At 71.7% G+C, this 26,789-nt stretch carries 13 protein-coding genes; 6 read left to right on the forward strand and 7 right to left on the reverse strand.

What is annotated here, in order from left to right; genetic code table 11:
• Window positions 1-414: 414 nt before the first annotated feature.
• Both ACFYXM_RS16880 and ACFYXM_RS16885 read left to right on the forward strand, forming a co-directional pair.
• Window positions 415-2,157: an RNA ligase family protein gene (locus tag ACFYXM_RS16880; protein ID WP_389289977.1), complete on the forward strand. Its 1,743-nt coding sequence runs from the start codon at window positions 415-417 to the stop codon at window positions 2,155-2,157.
• Between the two features lie 82 nt (window positions 2,158-2,239).
• Window positions 2,240-4,621, forward strand: a complete 2,382-nt coding sequence (locus ACFYXM_RS16885) for a poly(A) polymerase (RefSeq protein ID WP_389289979.1) — start codon at window positions 2,240-2,242, stop codon at window positions 4,619-4,621.
• On the opposite strand, the gene ACFYXM_RS16890 is transcribed toward ACFYXM_RS16885, so the two are convergent.
• Window positions 4,608-6,509 carry a LamG-like jellyroll fold domain-containing protein gene (locus ACFYXM_RS16890; RefSeq protein WP_389289980.1) on the reverse strand — a complete coding sequence of 634 codons (1,902 nt, stop codon included), beginning with the start codon at window positions 6,507-6,509 and terminating at the stop codon, window positions 4,608-4,610. The two genes, ACFYXM_RS16885 and ACFYXM_RS16890, sit on opposite strands and share 14 nt — an antisense overlap.
• Window positions 6,510-7,014: 505 nt before the next feature.
• On the opposite strand from ACFYXM_RS16890, the gene ACFYXM_RS16895 reads away from it, so the two are divergent.
• Window positions 7,015-8,226 (forward strand): hypothetical protein, encoded by a 1,212-nt coding sequence (locus tag ACFYXM_RS16895; RefSeq protein ID WP_389289982.1) that lies wholly within the window; start codon window positions 7,015-7,017, stop codon window positions 8,224-8,226.
• Window positions 8,227-8,399: 173 nt separating this feature from the next.
• On the opposite strand, the gene ACFYXM_RS16900 is transcribed toward ACFYXM_RS16895, so the two are convergent.
• On the reverse strand, window positions 8,400-8,609 hold the full coding sequence (locus ACFYXM_RS16900; protein ID WP_389289984.1) for a DUF397 domain-containing protein: 210 nt from the start codon (window positions 8,607-8,609) through the stop codon (window positions 8,400-8,402).
• Window positions 8,606-9,484 carry a helix-turn-helix domain-containing protein gene (locus ACFYXM_RS16905; RefSeq protein WP_389289986.1) on the reverse strand — a complete coding sequence of 293 codons (879 nt, stop codon included), beginning with the start codon at window positions 9,482-9,484 and terminating at the stop codon, window positions 8,606-8,608. Before ACFYXM_RS16905 ends, ACFYXM_RS16900 begins: the two co-directional genes overlap by 4 nt.
• A 581-nt stretch (window positions 9,485-10,065) precedes the next feature.
• On the opposite strand from ACFYXM_RS16905, the gene ACFYXM_RS16910 reads away from it, so the two are divergent.
• A complete protein-coding gene (locus ACFYXM_RS16910) occupies window positions 10,066-11,061 on the forward strand; it encodes a helix-turn-helix domain-containing protein (protein WP_389289988.1) in 996 nt (331 codons plus the stop codon).
• 657 nt (window positions 11,062-11,718) lie between these two features.
• On the forward strand, window positions 11,719-13,749 hold the full coding sequence (locus tag ACFYXM_RS16915; protein WP_389290027.1) for a PIG-L family deacetylase: 2,031 nt from the start codon (window positions 11,719-11,721) through the stop codon (window positions 13,747-13,749).
• A gap of 201 nt (window positions 13,750-13,950) precedes the next feature.
• Here the strand turns inward: ACFYXM_RS16915 and tuf are convergent, their stop codons facing one another.
• From tuf to rpsL, 4 genes are all read right to left on the reverse strand, one after another.
• Window positions 13,951-15,144, reverse strand: a complete 1,194-nt coding sequence (gene tuf, locus ACFYXM_RS16920; RefSeq protein WP_389289989.1) for an elongation factor Tu — start codon at window positions 15,142-15,144, stop codon at window positions 13,951-13,953.
• 161 nt (window positions 15,145-15,305) lie between these two features.
• Window positions 15,306-17,432 carry an elongation factor G gene (gene fusA / locus ACFYXM_RS16925; RefSeq protein WP_389289991.1) on the reverse strand — a complete coding sequence of 709 codons (2,127 nt, stop codon included), beginning with the start codon at window positions 17,430-17,432 and terminating at the stop codon, window positions 15,306-15,308.
• Window positions 17,433-17,470: 38 nt separating this feature from the next.
• Window positions 17,471-17,941, reverse strand: a complete 471-nt coding sequence (rpsG, locus tag ACFYXM_RS16930; RefSeq protein ID WP_072485550.1) for a 30S ribosomal protein S7 — start codon at window positions 17,939-17,941, stop codon at window positions 17,471-17,473.
• Between the two features lie 2 nt (window positions 17,942-17,943).
• Window positions 17,944-18,315, reverse strand: coding sequence for a 30S ribosomal protein S12 (gene rpsL / locus ACFYXM_RS16935; protein ID WP_003948652.1), 372 nt, complete (start codon window positions 18,313-18,315; stop codon window positions 17,944-17,946).
• 1,006 nt (window positions 18,316-19,321) lie between these two features.
• On the opposite strand from rpsL, the gene ACFYXM_RS16940 reads away from it, so the two are divergent.
• Complete coding sequence (locus tag ACFYXM_RS16940) at window positions 19,322-26,746, forward strand: amino acid adenylation domain-containing protein (RefSeq protein WP_389289993.1); 7,425 nt, start codon at window positions 19,322-19,324, stop codon at window positions 26,744-26,746.
• The last annotated feature ends 43 nt before the right edge of the window (window positions 26,747-26,789 follow it).

Here is a 26,789-nt window from a genome sequence, read left to right on the forward strand (position 1 = left end):
GCGGGCGGGCGTCGGAGTGGTTCCGTGGGCCGTACGGGGCACGTCGGGGGCCGTACGGCAGGCGCCGACCACGCGTGCGTGGCGGGCACGCCGCACCGGGCCGTCACCGCGCAACGGCCTGGGGAACAAGAGGGAGTGGATCAGCGAGCGGCGTCATGCGGCTTCGAATCCAAGGCGGAGGAGGGAGCCGGATGGGGCCTCCCCTGCTCGAAAGCAGCTGAGAGCTCGGGGAACGAGCGTCGGTGACCGACGACAACGCGGGAGGCGGAGTCGCAGGGCGTCGGGAGCCCACTCCCTCTTGCTCCCCAGACCGTAAACCGGTCGAACCCGGCCACTCCCCACCCCTACAGTGACCGGCCGGACGTCTGTTCCCACCAGCGCCGTACCGTCTCTCCGTCACCAGGGGCCCTTGTCATGCGTACGCACTATCCGCGCACTCCGCACCTGCCCTGGTCCCCCGGGGCCACCTCGGACGACGTGCGGATCGCGGACCTCTCCGGGCCGGCGGGCCGCGAGGTGGTCGTGACCGAGAAGCTGGACGGCGAGAACACCACGCTCTACGCCGACGGTCTGCACGCCCGCTCCCTCGACTCCGCCCACCACCCCTCGCGGGGCTGGGTGAAGGCGCTCCAGGGCCGGATCGGCTCCCGAATCCCCCCGGGACGGCGGGTGTGCGGCGAGAACATGTTCGCCCGCCACTCCCTCTCGTACGACGGTCTGGAGAGCTTCTTCTACGGCTTCTCCGTCTGGGACGGGGAGCACTGCCTGGACTGGGACCGGACGGTGGACTTCCTGCGCGGCCTGGGGATACCGGTGCCGCCGGTGCTGTGGCGCGGGGTGCTCGACGCCCGTGCCGAGAAGGCTTTGCGGGCGCTGCGGCCGGACACCGGCCGGCAGGAGGGGTACGTCGTCCGCCCCGTCGACGGCTTCGACGCGGCGGACTTCGGGCGCCTGGTGGCGAAGTGGGTGCGGCCCGGCCACGTACGGACCGACACGCACTGGATGCACGCCGCCGTGGTGGAGAACGGGCTCGGTCCGGCGGCGGCCCTCTGGGCCGTACGGTCCGGCGCGCCCGTGGACGCGGCGGCGCTGGCCGAGGCGTCGGGGGCGTCCGTGTGGGACGCCGGGGCCGCCGTGCGGGACGCGGTTCGCGGGTCGGACGGGGCCGTCGCGGGCGCTGGTTCCGGGCCGGACGCCGAGGCCGCCGTCGCGATGTCCGACGCGCTCGACGCGCTGGGCCGCACCGGCGACGACCGGCTGACCGGCGTCCTGGCCGCGCTGCTGCACCGGGGGCGGCGCACGGAGCTGGCGCCCGCGCTGGCACGGACCGTGGGCATGCCGGTGGCCCGCCGCGTCGCCGACCTCGTCGGGCTGCACCCCTCGCTGCACCGCCCGTACCCGGACGAGGAACGGCGCACCGGCCTGGCCCGGATGTCGCTCGCCGCCGACCTGGAGGCGCTGCACGCGCTGGCCGCGGCCGTCGCGGGGAACGACGAGGAGCGCGAGCAGGTGGAGTGGTCGGCGCTGCACGCACAGGACGTGCGGGAGCCGGCCGGGCTGGACGAGGCGTTCGCGGACCTGGAGCCGATGGCCGCGGACCGCTGCCGCGCGCAGGCCCGCGAGGCGTACGCGCTGGGCCGGATCAGCACCGTCGACGAGGCGGTCGCCGCGACCTGGCGGTGGCGCGACGGGGACTTCCCGTGCCTGATCCAGCTGGTCGGCCCGTCGGGCGGCGGCAAGAGCACCTTCGCCCTGGGCCTGCCGGACGTGGACGCGTACGTGTCCCTGGACGACCTGCGCGGGGCCCGGGGCTCGCGCGCCGACCAGCGGGCCAACGGAGAGGTGCTGCGCGAGGGCCTGGACCGGCTGGACGCCGCGCTCGCGGCGGGCGGCACGGTCGTCTGGGACGCCACCTCGCTCAACGCGCACCAGCGTTCTCTGGTGCACACGGTGGCCCGGCGGCGGGACGCGCTGGTCACCCACGCCGTGACGGTGGTCGAGGAGGCGGAGCTGGTCCGCCGCAACGGGCGGCGCGCCCACCCGGTGCCGCCGGAGGTGCTGGCCTCGCAGCTGCGCCGGTACGCGCCCCCGTACCCGGGTCAGGCGCACCGCACCTGGTACGTCGGCGCGAGCGGGACGGTGGAGGACCGGGCTTAGAGGTCGCGCGCACAGGTGGGTCGGCGGGCGCACGTACAGCGAGGAAGCGGACAGCGAGGAAGAGGAAGGGCACGGAGCACGGATGCGTACCAGCGAGGAGATCTACCACCGGGTCCGCTGGGACGCCCGGTTCGAGCCGGCGCGCTTCGTGCTGGGCGTGGCGCAGCGCGGGAGGGCGCCGAAGCGGGTGCCGCTCCCCCGGTTCACGCCGGGCGGCGAGATCCCCTGGCACCGGGTGCTGTTCATCGAGGCGGACGGCGAGGTGGTGTGGGACCGGGCGGCGGGCGTGGACCGGATCGACGCGACGGAGGCCGGGCGGGTACGCGCCCCGCGGCGGCTGCCGTCCCCGTACTTCACCTCGCGGACCCCGCACGCGTTCTGCGCGTCCCGGGGCGCCTGGGCGCCGGTGGAGGGGGACACTCCGGTGCGTCCCGTGGCCGTCGGCCCGCTGACCGTGCAGTCCGCCGACGTGCCGGCGGGGGCGTCTTCCGGCCCTCTGATGGAGGCGTCTTCCGGTCGCCTGACGGTGCTGACCTGGAACACGCTCTGGGACCGTTACGACAGCGACCGCATCGACACCGCCCGACGCAGGCCACTGCTGCTGGAGGCCCTGCGTGCGGCGGACGCGGACGTCATCGCGCTCCAGGAGGCCGAACCCGCCCTGCTTGCCCTGCTGTTGGAGGCGCCCTGGGTCCGCGAGCACTACACGCTCGGGACCGATCCGGGCGGCCGGGACGTCGCCGACTGCGGTCTGCTGCTGCTCAGCAGACTCCCGGTGCGGGAGGCGGGCCTGCACGCGCTCGGTCCGCACAAGGCGGTCGCCGCCGTCGTGGTGGAGGGCGAGGAGGGGCCGGTCACAGTAGCGGTCACCCATCTCAGCAGCGACCACTCGGCGGACGGTGCCGCACTGCGCGATGACCAACTGACCGACCTGGCAACGGGGTTGACGGCCGTCGAGGGCGATGTGCTGCTGCTCGGCGACTTCAACGACGGCGGGGACGCCCCACAGGAGCGGCTGGGGATGGCGGACGCCTGGAGCAGGGCGCGCGGTGCGGCCGACCGGACGCCGACGTTCGACCCGTCGGTCAATCCGCTGGCCGCCGTCTCCTCCCTGTCGGGCCGGGCGTCCCGGCTGGACCGGGTGCTGGTCCGCGCGGAGGGGTGGCGGCCGGTGGCGGCGGCGCTGCTGGGCGACGTGCCGACGCCGGACGGGCTGTACGTCTCGGACCACTTCGGGGTGCGGGTGGAGCTGAGGACGGGCGCGGCGCAGGACGAGGAGACTTTCGCGGCGGACACGGCCGACGAGACCGACGGCACCGACGAGGCATGGGCGGCCGAGATCGTCCGCCGGGTGGCGGCGGCCCTGCCGGAAGCCCGGGTCCACCTGGTGGGCTCGCGGCGGATGGGCTGCGCGCTGCCCGGCGCGGACGTGGACCTGGTCGCGGCGCTGCCGGGCGACGGGGATCCGGCGCGTGTCGGCGTTCGGGAGCGCCTGGCGGCCAGCCTGCCGGACGCCGTCGACCTGCGCGAGGTGACCGGCGCCCGGGTGCCCGGCCTGCGCTTCGGCCTCGGCGGTCTGCGGGTGGATCTGGTGACCGTCCCGACCGGGTCCCTTCCTCCGGCCGAGGCGGTGGACCGCCGCACCGAGCTGGGCGGGACGGCGGCCAGGGCGCTCAGCGCGGTGAGCGACGCGGACGCGGTGCTCGCGGCGGCGGACCCGCACCGGGCCGCGTTCGCCGGACTCGCCCGCGAGGTCAAGGCGTGGGCGCGGGCGCGCGGCCTGGACTCCGCACCGTGCGGCGGGCTGCCGGGCCTTGCCTGGTCGGTCCTCGCGGCCCGTACCGCGCGCGAGTCGGGCGATCTGCCACCGCTCCGCCTGCTCCGGCACTTCTTCGCGACCTGGGCGACGTGGGACTGGGACGCACCAGCCGGCGTCGAGGAGGCCGAGGGGAGCCCGGACGCCGCTCAGCACCCCCTCACCGTGCTGACCCCGACCGCCCCCGTGCGCTCCTGCACCACGCAGGTCTCGGCGGCGGGCCGCGACCTCGTCGTCGAGGAGCTGCTGCGCGCCTGGGAGATCCTGGAGTCCACCCCTTGCACCCACCCTGTGCCGCGTACGCTGCTCCGCGCCCGGCCACCGCTCCATGAACGGCACACCGCCTGGGCGGTCGTCTCCGTGCGACGGGGCGAGGACGAGGGCCGCTTCCGGGGCCGCGTCCTCGCCCTGCTCGCCGCCCTCGCCGAGGCGGGCACACCGGACGCCCACGCCTGGCCCCGCCCGTACGCCGCCGACGCGACCCACGTCCGGTACGCCATCGGCCTGGGCCGCACCCCGCCCGACGCGGCCCGGCTGGCGGAGATCGGCGGGGAACTGCTGCGCGGCCTGCCCGGGGCCCGACTCACCCGGGCGGGGCGGCCGGCGGACGCAACCGTGGCCGTAACCATGCCACTCAGGCGATCATGAAGCTCCTCACGGGGAGTGCGCGTTCGACGACCCGGACATCGCCGACCCAGCCGCGCATCAACTGGTCGAGCCTGCCCCCGTACTCGTAGGCGCCGAGCAGCCAGGGCAGTCCCGCGGTGGCGAGACCGGTGGCGCGGGTGGCCGGGTTCCGGGCGACGACGCACCCGTCGATGTACATCGTCGTGTGCTTCGTGTCGTTGACGACGGCCACGTGCCACCACCGCTCCCGCAGCAGTTCATGGCTCCAGTTGGTGACGCCTCCCGGCTGGTTCAGCGGCGCCGCCGCCCACTGGAGTCCAGGGCCGTCGGATACGGAGAGGGTGGCGACGGGCTCCTCCAGGTCGCCGGAGGTCTTGCCCGCCGCCGCGAGCGTGCCCCGGCGGCCGAGCACGCCGCCCCAGGCATTGCGTCCGGCGTCCCAGTCGGCGGGCAGGCGGAGGAACGCCTCGATGGTGTAACCGGACCTGAAGGTCATGGTGTTGAGCGGTGCGTCGTTCTCCGTACGCAGGTACGCGCCCCGGAGCGGTGACTTCGAGCCGTCGAAGTAGAGGCTGCCGTGGCCGGGCTGGTCGGGGTGGTGGCCGCTGGACCAGCGCAGCGCGTCGGGCGCACTGCCGGGGACGGCTTCGCGCACCAGGTCGTTGCGGTGCCCCGACAGGTCGGGGACGCGCAGCGCGGCTGCGGCGGCGGAGCCGTCCGGGTGCGAGGGGGAGTCGAAGCGCCAGTAGGCGATGGTGCCTGGTATCAGCATCCGCTCGGCCGGACGGGGGCCGCGCACAGCCACGGGCGCAAAACCCGAGAACCGCTTCTCGAAGTCGATGGGAACGGCGAACCGGTCCTGCGGTCCGGTCAGCTCGACCTCACCGCGCTCCAGTTCGTTGAGGGTCCCGCCCGCGCGGCCGAGGATCCACGGGGAGATCGTCTCCACATCGATGGTGTTCCTGGCCAGGTCGAAGCGGTAGAGGCGGATCATCGCGCTGCCGCCGTAGTACCGGTTCTGGTAGTTGGTGATGTGCAGATGGACATCGTTGCCCGCCGCGTTCTTGCGGGTGGTGCGCCCGGCGGGCCAGTAGTGCCCGTTGAGGGTGAGGAAGATCTGGTCGTTCCCGGCGATCAGCTCGTCCCACAGGTGCTTTCCGTGGCCGGAGAACTCGGCCTCGTCGCCGTCGGCGTTCGCGTACACCAGCTCGTGGGTGGTGAGGATGACCGGGGTGTGCGGATGCTGGGCGATGACCTTCTTCGCCCAGGCGAGGCCGGCCGCCGACGGCCTCCAGTCCAGCGCCAGCACCAGCCACTCGCGCCCGGCGGCGCGGAACAGGTGGTACGTGTTGTACCCGTCCGCGGTCGCGCCCCCGAACGTCGGCAGGCGCCGCATCCGCTGCGGACCGAAGGTGTCCAGGTACGGAGTACGGCCGCGCTGGTCGTCGGTCGACGACTTGATGTCGTGGTTGCCCGCGACGACGCTGTAACCGACCCGTCGCCGGTCGAGCAGCTCGAACGCCTTGCCGATCGCGCCGCACTCGGCCGCCTGACCGCTCTCGGTGAGGTCGCCCAGGTGGGAGAGGAAGACGATGTTCTCGTCGCGTCCGTGGTCGAGGACGTAACGCAACGACGCCTCGACCGGCGCCTTGTCGATGCTCGCCCCGTCGAAGAGGTACTGGGTGTCCGGCATGACGACGAACGTGAACCTGGGGCTCTCGAAGTCGGGCCGCCAGGCGGCCGTCGCGGCAGCGGGGGAGCCCTGCGAGGACCGGGCGACAGCGGGGTCGGCGGACACGAGCCCGGTGGCCGCGGCGGCGGCCCCGGTCAGTGCGGTGGCCCGCAGGAACGTACGACGGCTGGAACCGGGCAGGAGCGGACCGTCGGGCTGATGGAGCGGGCTGCACATGGATGTCTCCGCGGAGGACGAGCGTCGGGCTGATGCCCCGCAAGCTAAGTGCGCGCGAGGGACGAACCGGTCCTCACAGGCGTCACTCGGACGAAGACTCCATGAACTGCGTCCCGCGGGCCCCGCAGCAGCCGCCCCGAACGCCCGCGCCCGTGCCCGTGCCCGTGCCCCACCGACGGTCCTGTGCGCGGTACGCGACCGGCCCGACCCGCACCCCGCCCGACGCGGCCGACGGACGGAGATCGGCGGAGATCGGCGGCGAACCGCCGCCCGGTCCGACACACCGAGCACCCGTGAGACGCCCCGTCCCGGCCCGGGCGCACTGGACATCGACGACGGACAACAGATAGAACTCCTGTTCGTCGCCTCGGGCACAGCAGTGGTCACGGCACTGCCCCCACGCACCCTCGCCTCACCCGCCCCACCGCTCCCCCACCGGCCCGTCGACCGACCGACGTCGAGGGCCTCGGCCCACCGGGGCTTTCACCACCAGGGAACGGGACTTATGAGCAGTACAGCGACACCGCCGCCCGAGGACAGCGCCTCGCCCTCCGACGAGGAGTGGGCGGAGTTCCTGCGGCAGGCGGAGAGCGGAACCGGGCGGGAGAAGGCGCCCAAGGAACCCTCCGCGCGGGCCCGCATGGTGGCCGCCCGCCTGCGGGAGCTGGACGAGGAGGCCGCCTCCCGGTCCCGCGGGCGGAGACTGCCGTGGCGGAAGAAGCCCCCGGTGACGGGCTCCTGGCAGCCGGAGGGCTGGCGTACCGGACCCGAGTGGCAGAAGCGGGGCGCCGCGCGGAAGTCGAACGGCTTCGTGTCGTTCCTGATCCTCGCTCTCGTGGTGGCCCTGGCCCTGGTCGCGATACGACCGAGCCTGCTGACGGACCATCTGCCGTGGCGGGATCCCGAAGCCGCCGCGCCCCCTCTGACCCCGCTGCCGCCGGAGACCGCCCGGCCGACGTCGCCGCCCGCCGACGATCCGGCGCCCGACCGCCCCACGCTCGCCGAACCGTTCCGGGGCTCGCCCGCACTCCGCTGGGCCGATGGCGCGGACGGCATCGTGGTGCCCCCGGCGAAGGCGGTCGGCGGGATGAGCGAGCAGCAGGTGGCACACGCCCTGGCCACGATGAAGAAGCTCCTGGTGAAGGGGAGCCTCGCCCCGGCCACCCTGCGCGGGGAATCGCCCGAGGTGGCGCTCGACCTGCTCGACCCCCGCCAGAAGGACGTCCAGGACAAGTACCGTAAGGCGCTGAAGCACCCCACCGAGGACGACGACCCGCTGGCGCTGTTCACACGCTTCGACCCCCGGGAGGTCCGGCTCGTGGGCGACGTGGTCAAGACCCGGGGCCGGATGACCTTCGAGGCGGGCGAACCCGGCTCGGTCGAGGTGCACGCCGACTACACCTTCGTCTACCCCGTACGCAAGGTGTCGTCGGACTCGCCGCAGCTCGAACGCTCGCTGATGCGCAGGGAGTTGACGATGGTGCTGTACGACCCCACGCGCTACCGGGCGACGGCGGGCAAGCCGGTCCTGACAAAACTCGACTACCAGCTCTACAACTCCGCCTGCGACGTGCACGACGGCTACGTGCACCCGCAGTTCCCCGACGGCACCCCCGCCCCGGACGCCACCGGCCCGACATCGGACCCGTACGACCGCGGCACCCCCCTGTCCGCCGACACCGACAAGAAGGAATGCGGCACGGTCACCCGCACCTGACCGGGGGCCGCGTTTTGGCCCAAGCCTCCGGATCCGGGTACCTCATCCGTAGAATCCGGGCACTGTGCGGCGAGTTCGGCCCCCTGCGCCTCGACAACCGCGTGGCGGACCCGGGCGCGGGCGCGCCCCTGCTCCGGCATCAACCCGGGGCGGGGGCGAGGGTACGTGCAGGGTCAGCGCCCGGCGGCATACGACACGAAGCCCGCCCACGCATCCTCACCGAAGACAAGCTGCGGCCCCGGCACGTTCTTCGAGTCGCGGACGCGCACCGCACAGGACGCAGTCGCCACCTCGACGCAGTCGTTCCCGTCCCCACTGCTGCTGTAGCTGCTCTTGAACCACGCCGACTCGGAGCCGTTCCCGACAAGGGTCTTCCGGATCATGTCTCCCCCAGCAGTTTTTCGATGAAGGCCAGCGATTCCCGTGGCGCCAGAGCCTGGGCCCGGATCATCCCATAGCGCATCTCAAGGATCCTGATCTGCTTGGGGTCAGAGACCGGACGACCACTGAACGCCCCCTCGGAACGCCCCACCGCAGTGCCGTCGGGGAACTTCAACACCTCGATCAGTCCGCCCGTTCCAGGGTGTTCCTCACACAGGGTCGGCAACACCTGGATCGCCACATTCCGCAACCGCCCCATGTCCAGGAGGTGTTCAAGCTGCCGACGCCACACCGTTCTGCCGCCGACCGGGCGGCGGAGCGTCGCTTCTTCCTGTACGAAACTGAGCACGGGGAGGGAAACACGGTCAAAGATCGAGCGCCGGGCCATACGAGCGGCCACCACACGCTCCAACTCGTCAACGGTGTAAGCGGGAAGCCATGAGGCGAACAGAGCCCGCATGTGCTCCTCGGTCTGCAAGAGTCCGTTGATGTTGTGGTGGTGATAGGCCTCCAGCTCAACCGCCTTCGCCTCCAGCTTCGCCAAGCCTCGGATCTTCTTCGGATACCTGGCCTCCGCCACGTCCTGCTTCATCGCGACGAGTTTTCCGCCCGCCCCCAGCACCTCATCCGCTCGGTCCAGGAACTCCGGCCGGGGGATGCGGCGGCCGCCCTCCACCTTGTAGACGAGGTCCTCCCCGTACCCGATGGCGGTCCCGAACTCGCCGGCCCGCAGCCCCGCCGCCTCCCGCCATGCCTTGACCTGGCGGCCCACCGCCGCGACCACGGCCGCGCTCGAATCGTCGTCGGGATCGATGTCCCAGCCCGGCTCGTCCGCCCCGGTGTCCCCGCGTTCCGTACCGGCCTCATCCACGCTCATCCGTGCCCCACTTCCGACGCGCTTACCGTTCTTGACCCAACCCCTGGTGCCCCCGGCACGTCACTCCGGACGGCCGGGACAACACTGGACACGCCTTGGACACCTCCATACGTATGGGGCTCATCGTTCTTGACGGTACGCACGCCCGGCCCCGCCGAGAGACGTGACCCAAGAAATCACCGAACCGAATATTCCGCTCCCACTCGGGAGTTCAGCGTTCTTCTCCCTCCACCCGTCGAGGCACCAGGCTCGCCCGTCCCTCGCAAGACGTTCTGGGCCGACATCGGCCTCTTAACGCGACCGCTCCACCGGGTCGCGGAAACCCACGACCCGGTGAGCCACGTCTCCGCGCTCCACGACGCATAAGGCTTTAAAGAACCTGGGGAAAACACCCTCCCCACCCAAACCCGACCCCGCCCCACGCTCGTCACTCACGCGAGTGACACAGGGCAACTGGGCTGGATTTCACGTGGGTTGGTCGGCTTATGCTCGCCGCGACAACCCCAGACATGCGACGGCCCCCGACGAGATTCGCAGTCTCAACCGGGGGCCTGACCACCGAGGAAGAAGAGAGCTTCCTGATGGATACCCCGCAGGTTACCGTGCCCCCGTGCGCCCCGTCCCCCGTACCCGGAAGTGACACATCGTCGCCCGGCGTCATCCACATCAACTTCCGGCATGCCGCGGGCTTCACCGTCATCGGCAACCACCTCGCCCAGCACCGCGGCCTCTCCCTCACCGCGATCGGGCTCGCCGCCCACATCCAGTCGCTCCCCGCCGGAACCAGGATCGGCATCAAGCGCCTCGCCGAACGCTTCCCCGAGAGCGAGACCCGCATCGCCGCCGCCCTGCGCGAGCTCGAAGCCCACGGCTACCTCCACCGCAGCCGCGTACGCCTCACCGACGGCCGCATCGTCACCCGCACCGTCTCGTACAACCAGCCCGGCGCCACCGCCCACCCCATCACGACCCCTCGGCCCCGGACCGCTCCCGGCAAGCCGGCCCCACGGCCCGCGCCCACACCCCCACCGGCACCCGCGCCCGCGCCCGCATCGCCCACACCCGCACCCGCACCGCACCCCGTCCCGGCCCTCGCAGCACCCCCGGCGCCCGCATCTCAGCCGCAACCCACCCCCGCCGCGCGCACCACACCGCCTCCGCCGCTCCCTCAGCCGCAGGAGTTCACGCCGGAGCTTCAGCGCGCGGCCACCGCGCTCCTCGCCGACCTCCGCCGCCACGCCCCCGGGCTCACCCTCTCCGAAAGCGATATCGCCGCCCTCGCCTCCGGCGTCGCCACCTGGCTCGAACGCGACGCCCACCCCGACGCGATCCGCCACGCCCTCACCACCGACCTCCCCAACCCCCTGAAGCCCCCGGCCAGGCTCCTCCGCCACCGGATCACCACACTCCTGCCACCCCCACTCCCCGGCACCGCAGACCTCACCCCGCCTCGCCGCAAGGTCGTCGTCATCCCGCTCCAGAACTGCGACACCTGCGACCGCGCCTTCCGCGCCCCCACCCCCGGACACTGCCGCGCCTGCCGCACCGAACAGGCAGCCCCACACAGAGCGGCCTGACGACCACCGGCCGCTCTGACCTCAGCGACAAACGCTGACGCCGCGCTGCGGCACCGCTCTCAGCCGAGCGGTCGGCCCTGCGTGTCCAGGATCGACCGCCACCGCTCCCGCACCGGATCGGCCCACGCGGCCTCCGTGCCGAGCGAAGCGCCCCGGGCTGTCATCGACGACGCCGCCCTCCCCCGGTACGCGCACAGTGCGGGCCGTTGCGCGTTCCTCACCTGGGTTCGTCGCTTCCGGAGGCGGAGCGCTCGCTGGTCTCAGCCGGTGACTTACCGGGTTCTACGGGCTGACCAGTGAAAATGGTCAAATGCCACACTCCCTTGTCCCTGAGGTTCCCCCGCCGTGCGGGGGTGGCTGACCGGCCCTGAGGGACATCTCCGCAGAGCCCGAACCTGGCCGCTCGGTGCCCCCGGGCCCCGCCCGTGCCCCGTCCGGTGGCGCGGACCAGGCAACCCTCCCCCGTCGATCTCCGTCTATCCTCCCGCGGCAGCGGCCATTCCCCCGCTGACACCCGCACGGATCGGTACGCAGCGCTGGGCGCCCCACTGCCCGCTGCGGGGTGAGTGGACGGAGCACGGTGTGACGGATCGACCTGCGTTGCGCACATCTCGTACGGGACTGTCGCGGCGCCACCTGCTGACGGCCGCCGGTGCGATGAGCCTGACCACCCTCGCCGCCTGCATCGCGCCCGCATCGCCCCGTCGCCGCAGCCCCACCGCCGACCCGCTGCCCGGCCTGCCGATCAGCACCCCGCACCCGCCCCTGATGATGCAGGTCCTCGCCCACCCGGACGACGACCTGTACTTCATGAACCCGGACGCCCAGCAGGCTCTCGACGCCGGGACACCACTGGTCTGCGTCTATCTGACCGCGGGCGAGGCCACCGGCGTCAACCGCGTCCCCGGCCGGCCGCTGCCCGCCCCCGACAGGGGGGCGTACTCCTCCTCACGTCACCAGGGGCTCCGCCAGGCGTACGCGACACTGCTCGGCCTCGGCAGGTTCACCCAGTGGCAGAAGTCCGTCATCGATCTCCATGGCAACCATCGCGCCGAGATCAACCGCCTCGGAAACGGCAGCCACAGGGTCGAGCTGATCTTCATCAACACCACCATGCACACCTCGTACGGGCGCCTCGGGCTGCCCAGCCTCTGGCAGGACCGGCGGCTCGTCCTGCCCACCGTCGTAGCCGACGACTCTCCGCTCCAGAAGGCCGGTTCGTACACCTACGACGGGCTCGTCGACGTCCTGGACGGGCTGTTCGACCGCTATCGGCCGAGCATCGTGCACACCCTGGACCCGGACCCCGACATCCAGCACAGCAGCGAGGCCGAGCGGCGCCGGGACAGCGAGCAGAAGGGCTACTCCGACCACCCCGACCACACCGCCGCCGCACTCTTCACCTGGACGGCGCTGATCCGGTGGGTGGCCCGGACCACCGCCATGGGCGGCGGCGTGCCGAGTTTCGCCACCACGGCGTTCCGCGGCTACTACAACCGGCACTGGCCCAAGAATCTGCCGCCCGACGTGCTGGCCGAGAAGGCGTCGCACCTGGTGCCGTACGGGGGCTCGGCCGACTGGCAGTGCGGCAACCCGGCGGGCTGCGGGGACTACAGCGTGGGCGGCAACCGACCGTTGACCAACCGGAAGGGCTGGGTACGGGCCACCCACTACCGCTACCCGGGCCCGCGGCCCGTCGTCGCCACCGACCAGGAAGGCCGGCTCGTCGCGTACGGGGTGCTGGGGCTGCGGGCGGTGCGCTGGCGCGAGAGCGCGCCGGGCAGCGGGGTGTGGAACGCACCGGACGACCTCGGCGGCGGCCCGCTCGCACCGATCCTGGGCGGCGCACGCCTGCCGGACGGGCGACAGCTGCTCTTCGGGCTGCGGTTCGCGGCGCTCAGCGGACACGGCGGGGACAACGAACGCGAGATCGTCGTGCTGGAACAGCAGTCCCCCGGCGGTGACTTCCGTGCCTGGCAGGGGCTGGGGAACCCGGTGCCGGACCACGACGGCGGGCGCCGGATCGGCGTCCCGGTCGCGGTCACCGCCCCCGACGGGCGGATCCATCTCTTCGTACGGAACGCGGAGAAGGGTCTCAGCACCCTGGTACGGGGCACGGACGGCCGGTGGAGCGAGTGGCGGAACATGGGCGGCGGCGAGGTCCAGGACGGCCTGAGCACCGTGGTGGACGCCGCCGGCCGGGTCCACGTCTTCGCGGCGGGCCGGTTCGCGGTGCACCACTGGACGCAGGACACCCCCGAGCACCCGGTGACCGCGCACACCCAGATCGGCGAGGTGCCGGTCCCGGGCGACGGCCCGGCCGCGCTGGCGGCCCCGGACGGGACGATCGACCTCTACTACCGCGCGGCGGCGAAGGCCGCGCTGACCACCGTACGGACCGGCGAGGCGGCGGAGGGGTCCGACGTCCACGGACAGGGGCGGCCGGTGGCCGACCGTAAGGGCTTCACCGGCCACGGCCCCGTGACCGCGGCCGGCCCGGCGCACTCCCCCGTCCTGCTCGGCCGCACCGGCAAGGGTCTGGTCCAGCTCCGTACGCCCCGCGGCCTGTCCGTACGGACGCACGGCCCCGTCCCCCTCGACGCCCCGGCCCTGCACCTCGCCCCGGACGGTCGCCCGGCGGTCGCGGCCCTGGGCGTCGACGCCCACCCCTGGCTCTGGCGCCCCTGACCGGCGGCACGGCGAACGCGCGCACACATCGCACCCGGCCGAACCCCACGAAGGGCCCATGCGCGCCGAGGAACCCCGTCGCACCGAAGAAACCCCCCGTACGCACCGAAGGGCCCCGGTCCACCGCATACGCGGCGGGCCGGGGCCCTTCTTGGTGCTCTGTGCGGAGCAACCAGGTCAGACGGTCAAGTACGCAGGTACTTACTTGACGATCTTGGTGACCTGGCCGGCGCCCACGGTCCGGCCACCCTCACGGATGGCGAACTTCAGGCCCTCCTCCATGGCGACCGGCTGGATCAGCTGGACCGACATGACGGTGTTGTCGCCCGGCATGACCATCTCGGTGCCCTCGGGGAGGGTCACGACGCCGGTCACGTCCGTGGTACGGAAGTAGAACTGCGGGCGGTAGTTGTTGAAGAACGGGGTGTGGCGGCCACCCTCGTCCTTCGACAGGATGTAGGCCTGGGCCTCGAACTCGGTGTGCGGCGTGACCGAACCGGGCTTGATGATGACCTGGCCGCGCTCGACGTCCTCGCGCTTGATGCCACGGAGGAGCAGACCGACGTTCTCACCGGCCTGGCCCTCGTCGAGCAGCTTGCGGAACATCTCGATGCCGGTGACCGTGGTGGTGGTCTTCTCCGGACGGATACCGACGATGTCGACGGTCTCGTTGACCTTGAGGACACCACGCTCGATACGGCCGGTGACGACGGTGCCACGACCGGTGATCGTGAAGACGTCCTCGATCGGCATCAGGAACGGCTTGTCGACGTCGCGCTCGGGCTGCGGGATCGCCTCGTCGACGGCCTTCATCAGGTCGAGGACGGACTGGCCCCACTCCTTGTCGCCCTCAAGGGCCTTGAGAGCGGAGACCTTGACGACCGGAACGTCGTCGCCCGGGAACTCGTACTCGGAGAGGAGCTCACGGACCTCGAGCTCGACGAGCTCCAGGATCTCCTCGTCGTCCACCATGTCGGCCTTGTTCAGGGCGACGACGATGTACGGAACGCCGACCTGGCGGGCCAGGAGCACGTGCTCCTTGGTCTGCGGCATCGGGCCGTCGGTGGCGGCGACCACGAGGATGGCGCCGTCCATCTGCGCCGCACCGGTGATCATGTTCTTGATGTAGTCGGCGTGACCCGGGCAGTCGACGTGCGCGTAGTGACGCTGCTCCGTCTGGTACTCGACGTGCGAGATCGAGATGGTGATACCGCGCTGGCGCTCCTCAGGAGCCTTGTCGATCTGGTCGAACGCCGAGGCCTGGTTCAGCTCCGGGTACGCGTCGTGCAGCACCTTGGTAATGGCGGCCGTGAGGGTCGTCTTACCGTGGTCGATGTGACCGATGGTGCCGATGTTGACGTGCGGCTTAGTCCGCTCGAACTTCGCCTTCGCCACTGGGTCCTCCTGTGGAGTGGTTCTGTACGCCTTGCTTCATCGGCGCCAGGGTGATCTTTGCTGGGATGCCGGGGCCGGGGGCATCCGGCACGTCGCTGCTGCTCCGCGCCGGATGCCCCACCAGGCTCCGGTGACAAGCCTAAAGCGTGAGCTCGGGAGAGTTACTCGCCCTTGGCCTTCGCGATGATCTCCTCGGCGACGTTCCGCGGAACCTCGGCGTAGGAGTCGAACTGCATCGAGTAGCTTGCGCGACCCGAGGTCTTGCTGCGGAGGTCTCCGACGTAGCCGAACATCTCCGAAAGGGGCACGAGGCCCTTCACGACGCGAGCGCCGCTGCGCTCCTCCATGGCCTGGATCTGACCACGGCGGGAGTTGATGTCGCCGATGACATCGCCCATGTAGTCCTCGGGCGTGGTGACCTCGACGGCCATCATCGGCTCCAGGAGCACGGGGGACGCCTTGCGCGCGGCCTCCTTGAAGGCCTGCGAACCGGCGATCTTGAAGGCCAGCTCGGAGGAGTCGACCTCGTGGTAGCCACCGTCGAGAAGAATGACGCGGACGCCCGTCATCTCGTAACCGGCCAGGATGCCGAACTGCATGGCTTCCTGCGCACCCGCGTCCACCGAGGGGATGTACTCCTTGGGGATGCGGCCACCGGTGACCTTGTTGACGAACTCGTACGAGGCCTCGCCGCCCTCGATGGGCTCGATCGCGATCTGCACCTTGGCGAACTGACCGGTACCACCGGTCTGCTTCTTGTGGGTGTAGTCGACGCGCTCGACGGCCTTGCGGATCGTCTCGCGGTACGCGACCTGCGGCTTGCCGACGTTCGCCTCGACGCGGAACTCGCGCTTCATGCGGTCGACGAGCACTTCGAGGTGCAGCTCGCCCATACCACCGATGATGGTCTGGCCGGTCTCCTCGTCGGAGTGCACCTGGAAGGACGGGTCCTCTTCGGAGAGGCGCTGGATGGCGACACCCAGCTTCTCCTGGTCGCCCTTGGACTTGGGCTCGATGGCGACCTGGATGACCGGTGCCGGGAAGTCCATGGACTCCAGGATCACCGGCGACTTGTCGTCGCAGAGCGTCTCACCGGTGGTGGTCTGCTTCAGGCCCATGACGGCGATGATGTCGCCGGCGCCCACCGAGTCGATCTCCTCACGCTTGTTGGCGTGCATGCGGTAGATCTTCCCGATGCGCTCCTTCTTGCCCTTGACGGAGTTCAGCACCGAGGTGCCGGATTCCAGGCGGCCCGAGTAGACCCGGACGAAGGTGAGCTTGCCGAGGTGCGGGTCGCTCATGATCTTGAACGCCAGCGCCGCGAGCGGCTCGTCGTCGGACGGCTTGCGCTTGACGACGACCTCGGGGTCCTTGACGTCGTGGCCCTCGATGGCCTCGACGTCCAGGGGGGAGGGCAGGAAGCGCACGACGGCGTCGAGCAGGGGCTGGACGCCCTTGTTCTTGAACGCGGTGCCGCAGAACACCGGGGTGACGGTCGTCTCGCCGTCCTTGCCGGAGTTGATCGTGATGCGACGGATCGCGGCGTAGAGCTGCTCCGCGGTGGGCTCCTGGCCCTCCAGGTACAGCTCCATGGCCTCTTCGTCGTTCTCCGCGACCGACTCGAGGAGCTTGCCGCGCCACTCGTCGGCGGCCTCGGCCAGCTCGGCCGGGATGTCGACGACGTTGTACGCCTCGCCCTTGGTCGCTTCCGCGGGGTAGACGAACGCCTTCATCGTCACGAGGTCGACGACACCCGTGAAGTCGGCCTCGGCACCGATCGGCAGCTGCATCACGATCGGGGTCGCGCCGAGGCGGTCCGTGATCATGCCGACGCAGCGCAGGAAGTCGGCGCCGGTGCGGTCGAGCTTGTTGACGAAGCAGATGCGCGGAACGCCGTAGCGGTCCGCCTGACGCCATACGGTCTCGGACTGCGGCTCGACGCCGGCCACACCGTCGAACACGGTGACGGCGCCGTCGAGGACGCGGAGCGAACGCTCCACCTCGACGGTGAAGTCGACGTGGCCCGGGGTGTCGATGATGTTGATGGTGTGGTCAACATCACCGAGCGGCCAGTGGCAGGTCGTCGCGGCGGACGTGATGGTGATGCCGCGCTCCTGCTCCTGCTCCATCCAGTCCATCGTGGCGGAACCCTCGTGGGTCTCGCCGATCTTGTACGAAACGCCGGTGTAGAACAGGATCCGCTCGGTGGTGGTCGTCTTGCCCGCGTCGATGTGGGCCATGATCCCGATGTTGCGGACCTTGGCCAGGTCAAGCGAAGTGGTGGCCATAAGGCTCAGTCTTCTCTCGGTCTCGATGTGGGTAGCGACTACCAGCGGTAGTGCGCGAAGGCCTTGTTGGACTCGGCCATCTTGTGGGTGTCCTCACGCTTCTTGACGGCAGCGCCAAGACCGTTGGACGCGTCGAGCAGCTCGTTCATGAGGCGCTCGGTCATGGTCTTCTCGCGGCGGGCGCGGGAGTAACCCACGAGCCAGCGCAGCGCGAGCGTGGAGGCACGGCCGGGCTTGACCTCGATCGGCACCTGGTAGGTGGCACCACCGACGCGGCGGGACTTGACCTCCAGCGACGGCTTGACGTTCTCGAGCGCGCGCTTCAGCGTGATGACCGGGTCGTTGCCGGTCTTCTCGCGGAGGCCCTCCATGGCGCCGTACACGATCCGCTCAGCGGTGGAACGCTTGCCGTCGAGCAGGATCTTGTTGATCAGCGAGGTGACAAGAGGAGAGTTGTAGACCGGGTCGATGATGACCGGGCGCTTCGGGGCGGGGCCCTTACGAGGCATTCTTACTTCTCCTTCTTGGCGCCGTAGCGGCTGCGGGCCTGCTTGCGGTTCTTGACACCCTGGGTGTCGAGCGAGCCGCGGATGATCTTGTAGCGAACACCCGGCAGGTCCTTCACACGGCCACCACGCACGAGCACGATGGAGTGCTCCTGCAGGTTGTGTCCCTCACCCGGGATGTAGGCCGTGACCTCGATACCGGAGGTCAGACGCACACGCGCGACCTTACGGAGCGCCGAGTTCGGCTTCTTCGGGGTGGTCGTGAACACACGCGTGCAGACGCCGCGGCGCTGGGGCGAACCCTCGAGTGCGGGCGTCTTGTTCTTTTCGACCTTGTCCTGCCGGCCCTTACGGACCAGCTGCTGGATCGTAGGCACTACTTCTCCGGTTTCTGTGTGCCGTTCGTGAAACTAACCTGGAACGTCACCGACCCACGCGGTCGGGTGTGTCGAATCATGCAGGCCACTGCCACAAGGCAGGACGGGCGCAGATTGCGGCGGCCGTAGAGGAACACGCCATGCGGCTGAAGACACGCACACGAGTCCAGGCACACCCCAGGCACAAGGTCTGAGCGTACCTACCTCGTCGACTCCGGTCAAAACAAATGCGTCTCACACCGACACGCCGGACTTGTACGGTTCCCGGCCGACGGGGCCGAGCGGTGCACCGACGGGAGCCGATGGCCGGCCGGAGCCGATTCCCCGACGACCGGAGACCGCGGGACACGGCGGCGCGGTGACGTAGATCCCGCCATTTTCGCGGGAGCACCGGTGCCCCGCCGAAGCGGCGGGGACGGCGCGCCCCGGGGCCATATCGGCCGAAGATCAGCCCTCGGGACCGTACATCTTCAGCCCCGAAAACAAATTCGAGCAGATCAACGGCGTGTTAGTGTGCGAGCCGTTTCCGTAGCGATCCGCAACGCCCAGAGAGGTCACAGGTGCCCCCACCCCACCAGGCGCCCTCCCGTTCGGACGGTGCCGGTCGAGTGCGACCGGCCGACGCTTCCCACACATTCACCGACGCGGGATTCACGGGGCTGCCGGGCCGGGAGACACCGCTCTCGCCGAGATTCGACGAGCCGGCGCTTCCGGCGCGCTGACGCCCGTCCCTTCCGGAACACAGCCGCGACACTCCTCGCGGCCCGCCCCCGCGTGCCCGCTCGGCCGCGAAGGGCCCCTGTCAACAGCGCGGAACTCTCCTCACACACCACTACACCAGGTGCTGACATCCCCACTGACCGCGACTGCCCACGCAAGAGGGACAAGAGGGAACTGAGAGATGACGACACGTCGATCCGATGTCGCTTTACCGCCTCACGGTCCATCCACCGATCGCTCGCCCGCGGCGTCGCCCGAGGGCGATCGGCCGAAACCGCCGGTCGTCATGGCGAGCCACGAGATACGCGCCTCCGGCAGGAGACCGGACCTCGAAGACCCGATCGTGATCGTGGGGCTGGGATGCCGTGTCGTGGGGGACGGTCCGCGCCCGGATGAGCTGTGGCGGCTTGTGGCCGAGGGCGGGGATGCGACATCGGTCCCACCGGTCGAGCGCAGACGGATCACTGTGGGTGACCGCGCCCCGGAGCCCGGCGAACGCGCCCGATATTACCAGCGGGAAGACACTCCTCCGCACGACGTCGCGGGGTTCGACGCGGAGTTCTTCGGTATCGACGGGGACGGGGCGGCGAGGGCGGATCCGCGGCTGGGGCACCTGCTCGAGACCTCGTGGGAGACCTTCGAGCACGCCGGCATCCTCCCGGAGACGTTGCGCGGCAGCCGGACCGGCGTCTACCTGGGCGCGACGGCCCTGCTCGACGGCCCGCCACCCGAATCCGGCCCCCGGCCGGGGCCGGGCACAGCACCCGACGGCCCCAGTGCCTCCCTCTCCGAACGGATCGCGCGCGCCTTCGGACTGGAGGGGCCGGCCCTGACGGTGGACACGGCCGGAGCGGCGTCGTCGGCCGCCCTTCACCTCGCGGTACGGGCCGTGCGCGACGGTGAGTGCGCACTGGCACTGGCCGGCGGCGTCACCCTCGCCGACGGAGGGGACATCACGTCCGCCACCACGGCCGCGGACGCCTCCGTCGGTGGTCCCGATCCGGTCGCCGATGTCGAACTGGTGCTGGTGGAGCGGCTGTCGCGGGCTCGGGACGCCGGCCACGTGGTGCTCGCCGTGGTGCGCGGCTCGGCGGTCGGCCATGAAGGCGCAGCCCGGAGCCATGCCAGGGGACTTTCTGCCGCCGGCGATCCCGCGGCGCGACGCGTGGCCCATGAGGCCCTCGAATCCGCGGGCCTCACCCCCGCCGATGTGGACCGGGTGACATGGGCCGGCGGCACCGAACCGGTCGGCGAAACGGCGGCCCGGGAACTCTTGGTGGCGGTGCACGGGAACGACCGGCCCGAGGGCCGGCCCTCGCCGCTCGGTCCGGAGCCGGCCGGTGGCGCGGGGGTGATCCGGGCGGTCATGGCCCTTCGACACCGTGCGCCGCTCGGGGGTGCGCATCCGGATGAAGCGCCCCGGCCCGGCGGCGGCCGGCCACGCCGGGTGGGCGTCTCCTCGTCCGGTGTCGGAGGCACGCGTGCCCATCTGATCCTGGAAGAAGCGCCGGGAGCCGCCGCCGGGCGCCCGGACGAAAGCCCCCTCACGCGGACTCCGGTCGTCGGGGAGGCCGCCGGTGCGGACGACGCGGCCGAAACTCTCGTATGGCCGGTGTCCGCCAGGAATCCGGCGGCGCTGCGGGCCCAGGCGGGCCGGCTGCGGACCTTCGTGGCGAGCACCCCCCGGCTCCACGCGTCGGAGGTGGCTCGCTCCCTGGCCACGACACGGACCGCCTTCGCCCAGCGGGGCACGGTGGTGGGTCGCGGACGTACCGAGATGCTGCGCGGACTGGAGGCGCTGGAGCACGGCAGGCAGAGCGCCCAGGTCTTCCGCACCCCGGCCGGCTTCCCGGCGGACGGGGGAAGGGTCGTGTTCGTCTTTCCGGGGCAGGGCGCCCAGTGGCCGGGCATGGCGCGCGGCCTGCTGGCGTCCTCGCCGGTCTTCCGGGAGCAGATGCTGGCGTGCGAACGGGCGCTGGCCCCGTTCGTGGACTGGTCGCTCCTGGACGTGATCAACGGGGCGCCGGACGCACCGCCGCTGGAACGCGCCGATGTCGTCCAGCCCGCGCTCTTCGCGATCATGGTGTCGCTGGCCGGCCTCTGGCGTTCCTGCGGCGTGGAACCGTCCGCCGTCGTGGGCCACAGCCTGGGTGAAGTCGCCGCCGCCGCCGTCACCGGGGCCCTCGACCTTCCGGACGCGGCGCGCGTCGCGGCCCTGTGGAGCCAGGAGCAGCAGACCCTGTACGGCACGGGGGAGATGGTCTCCGTACTGGCTCCCGTCGATGTCGTACGGCAGCGACTGCGGCGCGGTGGCCGCGATCTGGCCGTCGCTGCGATCAACGGTCCCACGTCCGTGATCGTCTCCGGCGCTCCCGGGGACGCGGAGGCGCTGGTCGAGGAACTGACCGCCGAGGGCATCAAGGCACGCAGGATCGCCGTCGGCCTCGCCGCCCACTCCGCGCACATCGATGCCATCACCGGGCGGATGCGCGAGAAGCTGGCGCCCATCCGGCCGCGGGCGACGGACACACCTTTCTACGCGTCGACGACAGGGGCCCGCCTGGAGCCGGATGCCCTCCTCGACGCCGACTACTGGTGCCGGAGCCTCCGCGGCACCGTCCGGTTCCAGGACGCCACCGCCGCCGCCCTGGCCGATGGCCACCGTGTCTTCCTCGAACTGAGCCCTCACCCGGTCCTCACCGCAGCGGTGGGCGAGACCGCCGAGCTGGCGTCCGTCGAGGCGGTGGCGGTCGGTTCGCTGCGCAGGGAACCCACAGAAGCGGCCCCGGCCCCGGTGCCGGACGACGCCGCCGACCGGCGGCAGATCCTGACCGTCGCGGCCCGACTCCACACCCTCGGTGCGCCGGTCGACTGGGCCGTACTTCTTCCGGGCGCCGCCCGGGTCGGGCTGCCCACCTACCCCTTCCAGCGCACGGCGTCCGGGACGGTGCGCAGTGACGGCGCGGTCGCAGGGCCGGACGCGATCGGCCATGCGCTGCTGAACGAGATGAGCCGGCGTCCCGAAGGCCAGGGGTGGGTGGCGCGCGGAACGGTGAGCCTGCGCGCGCAGCCGTGGCTGGCAGAGCACGCCGTCGACGGGATCGCCCTGCTCTCCCCCACCGCCCTGGCGGACATGCTGATCGCTGTCGGCGACCGGGTGGGCAGCAGCCGTGTGGCACGGCTTACGGTCCACACCCCGCTGGTGGTCCGCCCTCACTCCGTACTCGACCTCCAGATCACCGTGGAGGACGCCGGGCGGGGGGACTGGTCGGCGACCGTCCACACGCGCGCGCCGGCGGGGCCGCGCGGCGCCGAATGGACCCGGCACGCCGAAGCGCTCCTCACCGCGGAGACCGGGCAGGAGTCCGTGCCGGCCCCGTTGGACGTCTGGCCGCCGCGGAACGCGGTCGCGCTCGACGTGAGCGGTGTGTATCCGGAACTCTCCGACCGCGGTCACGCCGTCGGCCCGGCGTCCCGGAGCCTGGTCGCCGCATGGCGTTCCGGGCAGGACCTCTTCGCCGAGGTCCGGCTGGGCCGGGGGCTGGACACGGCGGGATTCGGTGCGCACCCCGCGCTGCTCGACGGCGCCCTGCACGCCCTAGCCCTGCTTGACGGCGGGAGCCGGCGGTGCGCGCTGCCCTTCTCCTTCTCCGGTATGAGCCTGCACGCCACCGGTGCCGCCACCGCACGGGTGCGGCTGTCCCCCGCCGGCCCCGGGGCCGCGGCGGACGGCGGTGTCTCGGTGCTGGTCACCGACGTGCTGGGCGAGCCGGTTCTGACCGTCGACTCCGTGACCAGACGCCCGGCGGCACCCGTCGGGCAGGACGACTCCCGGCCCTCGGAATCGTCCTCCCGGTCCGGCGGGGCGACCGCGGACAGCGTGCCGGTGGCCGCCCGCTCGCGCCGGGTGGCGGCAGCGGCCACCGACACCGCGTCGCTGGCCCGCCGTCTGGCGGACCTCGGCGGCGGGAAGGACGGCCGGGAGCTGATCGACCGGGTGCGGGACGTCCTGGCCGGTCACCCCGGGGTGGCCCATGTCGTGGTGGCGGTACGGGAGGCCGGCGACTGGGAGAAGCAGCTGATCGCCTATGTGGCTCCGGCAGGGGAGGCGGATCTGCCCGGTGATCTCCACGAGATCCTGCGGCGAGAGCTCCCCGCCCCTCTGGTGCCGTCGGCGGTGGAGACCATCGACGCCGCTTCGCGTACTGCTCGCGAGGAGGTTCTCGGCGGGCTGTTCGCCGAGGTGCTGGGCCTGCCCGAGGTGGGCCGGGACGACCCGTTCCTCGATCTGGGCGGGCATTCGCTGCTGGCCACCCGGCTGACCAGCAGGGTCCGTTCCGTGTTCGGTATCGAACTGCCGGAACGGGCCATGTTCGAGGCACCCACGGTGGCGAAGATCGCCCGGCTTCTGGAGAACGGTGTCCGGGCCCGCCCGGGGCTGACGGTGATGGAGCGGCCGGAGACGGTCCCCCTCTCGTTCAGCCAGGAGGGGCTGTGGTTCCTGCACCAGTTGAACGGGCCGTCCGCGACCTACAACATGCCGCTGGTGCTGACCCTCGACGGCCGGCTCGATCCGGCGGTGCTCGAAGAGGCGCTGAACGACGTGGTGGGGCGGCACGAATCGCTGCGGACGGTGTTCCGCGACGTCGACGGCCGTCCCCACCAGCGGATCCTGGACGCGGGGTCGGTGCGGGTGCCGTGGGAGGTCCGTCCGGCGACCCGGGACACCCTGACCGGCTCGATCGACGCGGCGGCGCGGTACGCCTTCGACCTCGCCGGCGAACTCCCGCTGCGTGCCTCGTTGTTCGAGGTGAGTGACGACGCATGGGCGCTGCTCGTCCTCATCCATCATTCGGCCGGTGACGGCTGGTCCTTCCATCCGTTCGCGCGCGACCTGGCCACGGCGTACACGGCGCGGGTGGCGGGAACGGAGCCGGCCTGGCCCGGCCTTCCCGTCCAGTACGCGGACTACACCCTGTGGCAGCGGCGGTTGCTCGGGGACACGGGCCGGCCCGGGGGCGTCCTCGCCCGGGACATCGAGTACTGGCAGAAGCGCCTGTCGGGGCTGCCGGAGTGCCTCGACCTGCCGCTGGACCGGCCCCGCCCGGCGGTCGCCTCGCACGAGGGGGACATCGTGCGGTTCGAGCTGGATGCCGACCTGCACCGGCGGCTCACCGAGCTGGCACGTTCGCTGGACGCGACGCTCTACATGGTGCTGCAGGCCGCGATGGCGGCGCTGCTCACCCGCTTGGGGGCGGGCACCGACATCCCGCTGGGGTCGCCCGTCGCGGGGCGCCGGGACGAGGCGTTGGACGGCCTGGTCGGTTTCTTCGTCAACACACTGGTGCTGCGCACCGACACCTCCGGCGATCCGTCGTTCGCCGCTCTGGTGACCCGGGTGCGGGAGGCGAGTCTGGAGGCGTACACCCATCAGGACGCGCCGTTCGACCTCCTGGTGGAGCGGCTCAATCCGCAGCGGTCCACCGCGCACCATCCCCTGTTCCAAGTGGCGCTCGTGCTGCAGAACTCCCCCGAGGCGGTCTTCGACGTGCCGGGGCTGCGGGCCCGCTTCGAGCTGGCCGGCACCGGCACGTCCCGGTACGACCTGTGGTTCTCCCTGACCGAGAGACAAGGGAGGGAGGGACGGCCCGAGGGGGTCTCCGCCATGGCGGAGTACGCGTCGCAGTTGTTCGACCGGTCCTCCGTCGAGGAGTTGCTCGCGCGATGGATCCGGCTGCTGCGCGCGGTGGTCGCGGATCCCGGGGAGCCGATCGGGGGCATCGACCTGCTGGCACGGGGAGAGCGCGAGCGCCTGCTGGCCGCCTCCGGGCCGGAGGACCTCGCCCGCGACGGGACCACGCTGGTCGACCTGTTCGAGGGGCATGCGCGAAACCGGCCGGACGCGGTCGCCGTGGTGTCCGGTACCTCGCGGCTGACCTACGGGGAGTTGAACGAGCGCGCGGACCGGCTGGCCCGCTGGCTCTCGTCCCGTGGCATCGGGCCGGAGCAGCGGGTCGGGCTCCTGCTGCCCCGGTCGGCGGAACTGATCGCGGCCCTGCTCGGTGTGCTCAAGGCCGGAGCGGCGTACGTGCCGATCGATCCGGCCTATCCGCGGGAGCGCATCGCGTACACCGTCGCGGACGCGACGCCCGCGCTCGTGCTGAGTTCCGCGGACGAAGGCGCACTGGCCGGTGCGGCGGACATCGGGGCCGGAACGGCGGTCTTCGACGTACGGGAGATCCTCGCCGCGCCGGGTGGGCCGGTCACCGGACCGGTGGACGCCGGGACCGCCTCCAAAGCGGCGCCGTTGACGGCGGACCACCCCGCCTATGTGATCTACACCTCGGGGTCCACCGGAGCTCCCAAGGGTGTGGTGATCCCGCATCGCAATGCCGTGCGGCTGCTGCGGAGCACCCAGCAGTGGTTCGGCTTCGGAGCCGATGACGTCTGGACGATGTTCCACTCGGCGGCGTTCGACTTCTCGGTGTGGGAGATCTGGGGCGCGCTCGGCTGGGGAGGCCGGCTGGTGGTGCTGCCGCACGACGTCAGCCGGAACCCGGCGCAGGTGCTGGAGCTGCTGGCGGAGCACGGTGTGACGGTGCTCAACCAGACCCCGTCGGCCTTCTACCAGCTCATGGAGGCCGAGCGCGAGGACCCGGAAGCGGGACGGAAATTGGCGTTGCGCACCATCGTCTTCGGCGGCGAGGCGCTGGATCCCTCCCGGCTGGAGGACTGGTACAGCCGGCATCCGGACGACGCGCCCGCGCTGGTGAACATGTACGGCATCACCGAGACGACCGTGCACGTCAGCCATCTGCGGCTGGATCGTCCTTCCGCGGCCGCGGCCGGAACCACGAGCCCGATCGGGGTGCCCATCCCCGATCTGAGCGCCTACGTCCTGGACAGCCGGCTGAACCCCGTCCCTCCGGGGGTGCCCGGCGAGCTGTACGTGGCCGGGGCCGGGCTGGCGCGGTGCTATCTCGGCAGGCCGGGCCTGACGGCGCAGCGGTTCGTGGCCGACCCGTTCGGGCCGCCCGGTACCCGGATGTACCGCACCGGCGACGTGGTGCGGTGGAACCGGCGTCAGCAGCTCGCGTACGTGGGCCGGTCCGATCAGCAGGTCAAGATCCGCGGATACCGCATCGAGCCCGGCGAGATCGAGGCCGTTCTCGCGCAGTACCCCGATGTCGCGCACGCCGTGGTGATGGCGCGCGAGGACGTACCCGGCGATCAGCGGCTGGTGGCGTACGTGGTGCCGAAGAACGGCCACGCGATCGATCCGTCGGAGGTGCGCGAGCGGCTGCTCTCGCGGATGCCCGGTTACATGGTGCCGGCGGCCGTGGTGCCGATCGACGCGGTGCCGTTGACCCCGAACGGGAAGACGGACCGCCGGGCGCTGCCGGCGCCGGTGTACGCGCCGGTCGGCGGTCGCGGGCCGAGGACGCCCCAGGAGGAGACGCTGTGCCGGCTCTTCGCCGAGTTGCTGGGGGTGGAACGCGTCGGCGTGGAGGACAGCTTCTTCGCGCTGGGTGGTCACTCGCTGCTCGCGACGCGGCTCGTCAGCCGTATCCGGTCCGCACTCCGGGTGAACGTCTCGATCAGGACCGTCTTCGAGGCACCCACGGTCGCCTCCCTCGCGGAGCGGCTGTCGAAGGCGGCCGGGGCCAGGCCGGCGCTCCGGCCGCGCGTGAGGCCGGGAGGCACCGTGTAGCGGTTCGCACCACGCCGATGGGGCGGTACGCGCGGGCCCGGTG

Origin of the sequence: Streptomyces sp. NPDC002476, assembly GCF_042889785.1 — a bacterium.
Lineage (GTDB): Bacteria > Actinomycetota > Actinomycetes > Streptomycetales > Streptomycetaceae > Streptomyces.

Excerpts from the sequence above, each read along its gene's own strand:
- ACFYXM_RS16880 (WP_389289977.1), top strand. The coding sequence starts at position 415 with ATGCGTACGCACTATCCGCGCACTCCGCACCTGCCCTGGTCCCCCGGG.
- ACFYXM_RS16885 (WP_389289979.1), top strand. The coding sequence starts at position 2,240 with ATGCGTACCAGCGAGGAGATCTACCACCGGGTCCGCTGGGACGCCCGG.
- ACFYXM_RS16890 (WP_389289980.1), bottom strand. The coding sequence starts at position 6,509 with ATGTGCAGCCCGCTCCATCAGCCCGACGGTCCGCTCCTGCCCGGTTCC.
- ACFYXM_RS16895 (WP_389289982.1), top strand. The coding sequence starts at position 7,015 with ATGAGCAGTACAGCGACACCGCCGCCCGAGGACAGCGCCTCGCCCTCC.
- ACFYXM_RS16900 (WP_389289984.1), bottom strand. The coding sequence starts at position 8,609 with ATGATCCGGAAGACCCTTGTCGGGAACGGCTCCGAGTCGGCGTGGTTC.
- ACFYXM_RS16905 (WP_389289986.1), bottom strand. The coding sequence starts at position 9,484 with ATGAGCGTGGATGAGGCCGGTACGGAACGCGGGGACACCGGGGCGGAC.
- ACFYXM_RS16910 (WP_389289988.1), top strand. The coding sequence starts at position 10,066 with ATGGATACCCCGCAGGTTACCGTGCCCCCGTGCGCCCCGTCCCCCGTA.
- ACFYXM_RS16915 (WP_389290027.1), top strand. The coding sequence starts at position 11,719 with ATGAGCCTGACCACCCTCGCCGCCTGCATCGCGCCCGCATCGCCCCGT.
- fusA (WP_389289991.1), bottom strand. The coding sequence starts at position 17,432 with ATGGCCACCACTTCGCTTGACCTGGCCAAGGTCCGCAACATCGGGATC.
- rpsG (WP_072485550.1), bottom strand. The coding sequence starts at position 17,941 with ATGCCTCGTAAGGGCCCCGCCCCGAAGCGCCCGGTCATCATCGACCCG.
- ACFYXM_RS16940 (WP_389289993.1), top strand. The coding sequence starts at position 19,322 with ATGGCGAGCCACGAGATACGCGCCTCCGGCAGGAGACCGGACCTCGAA.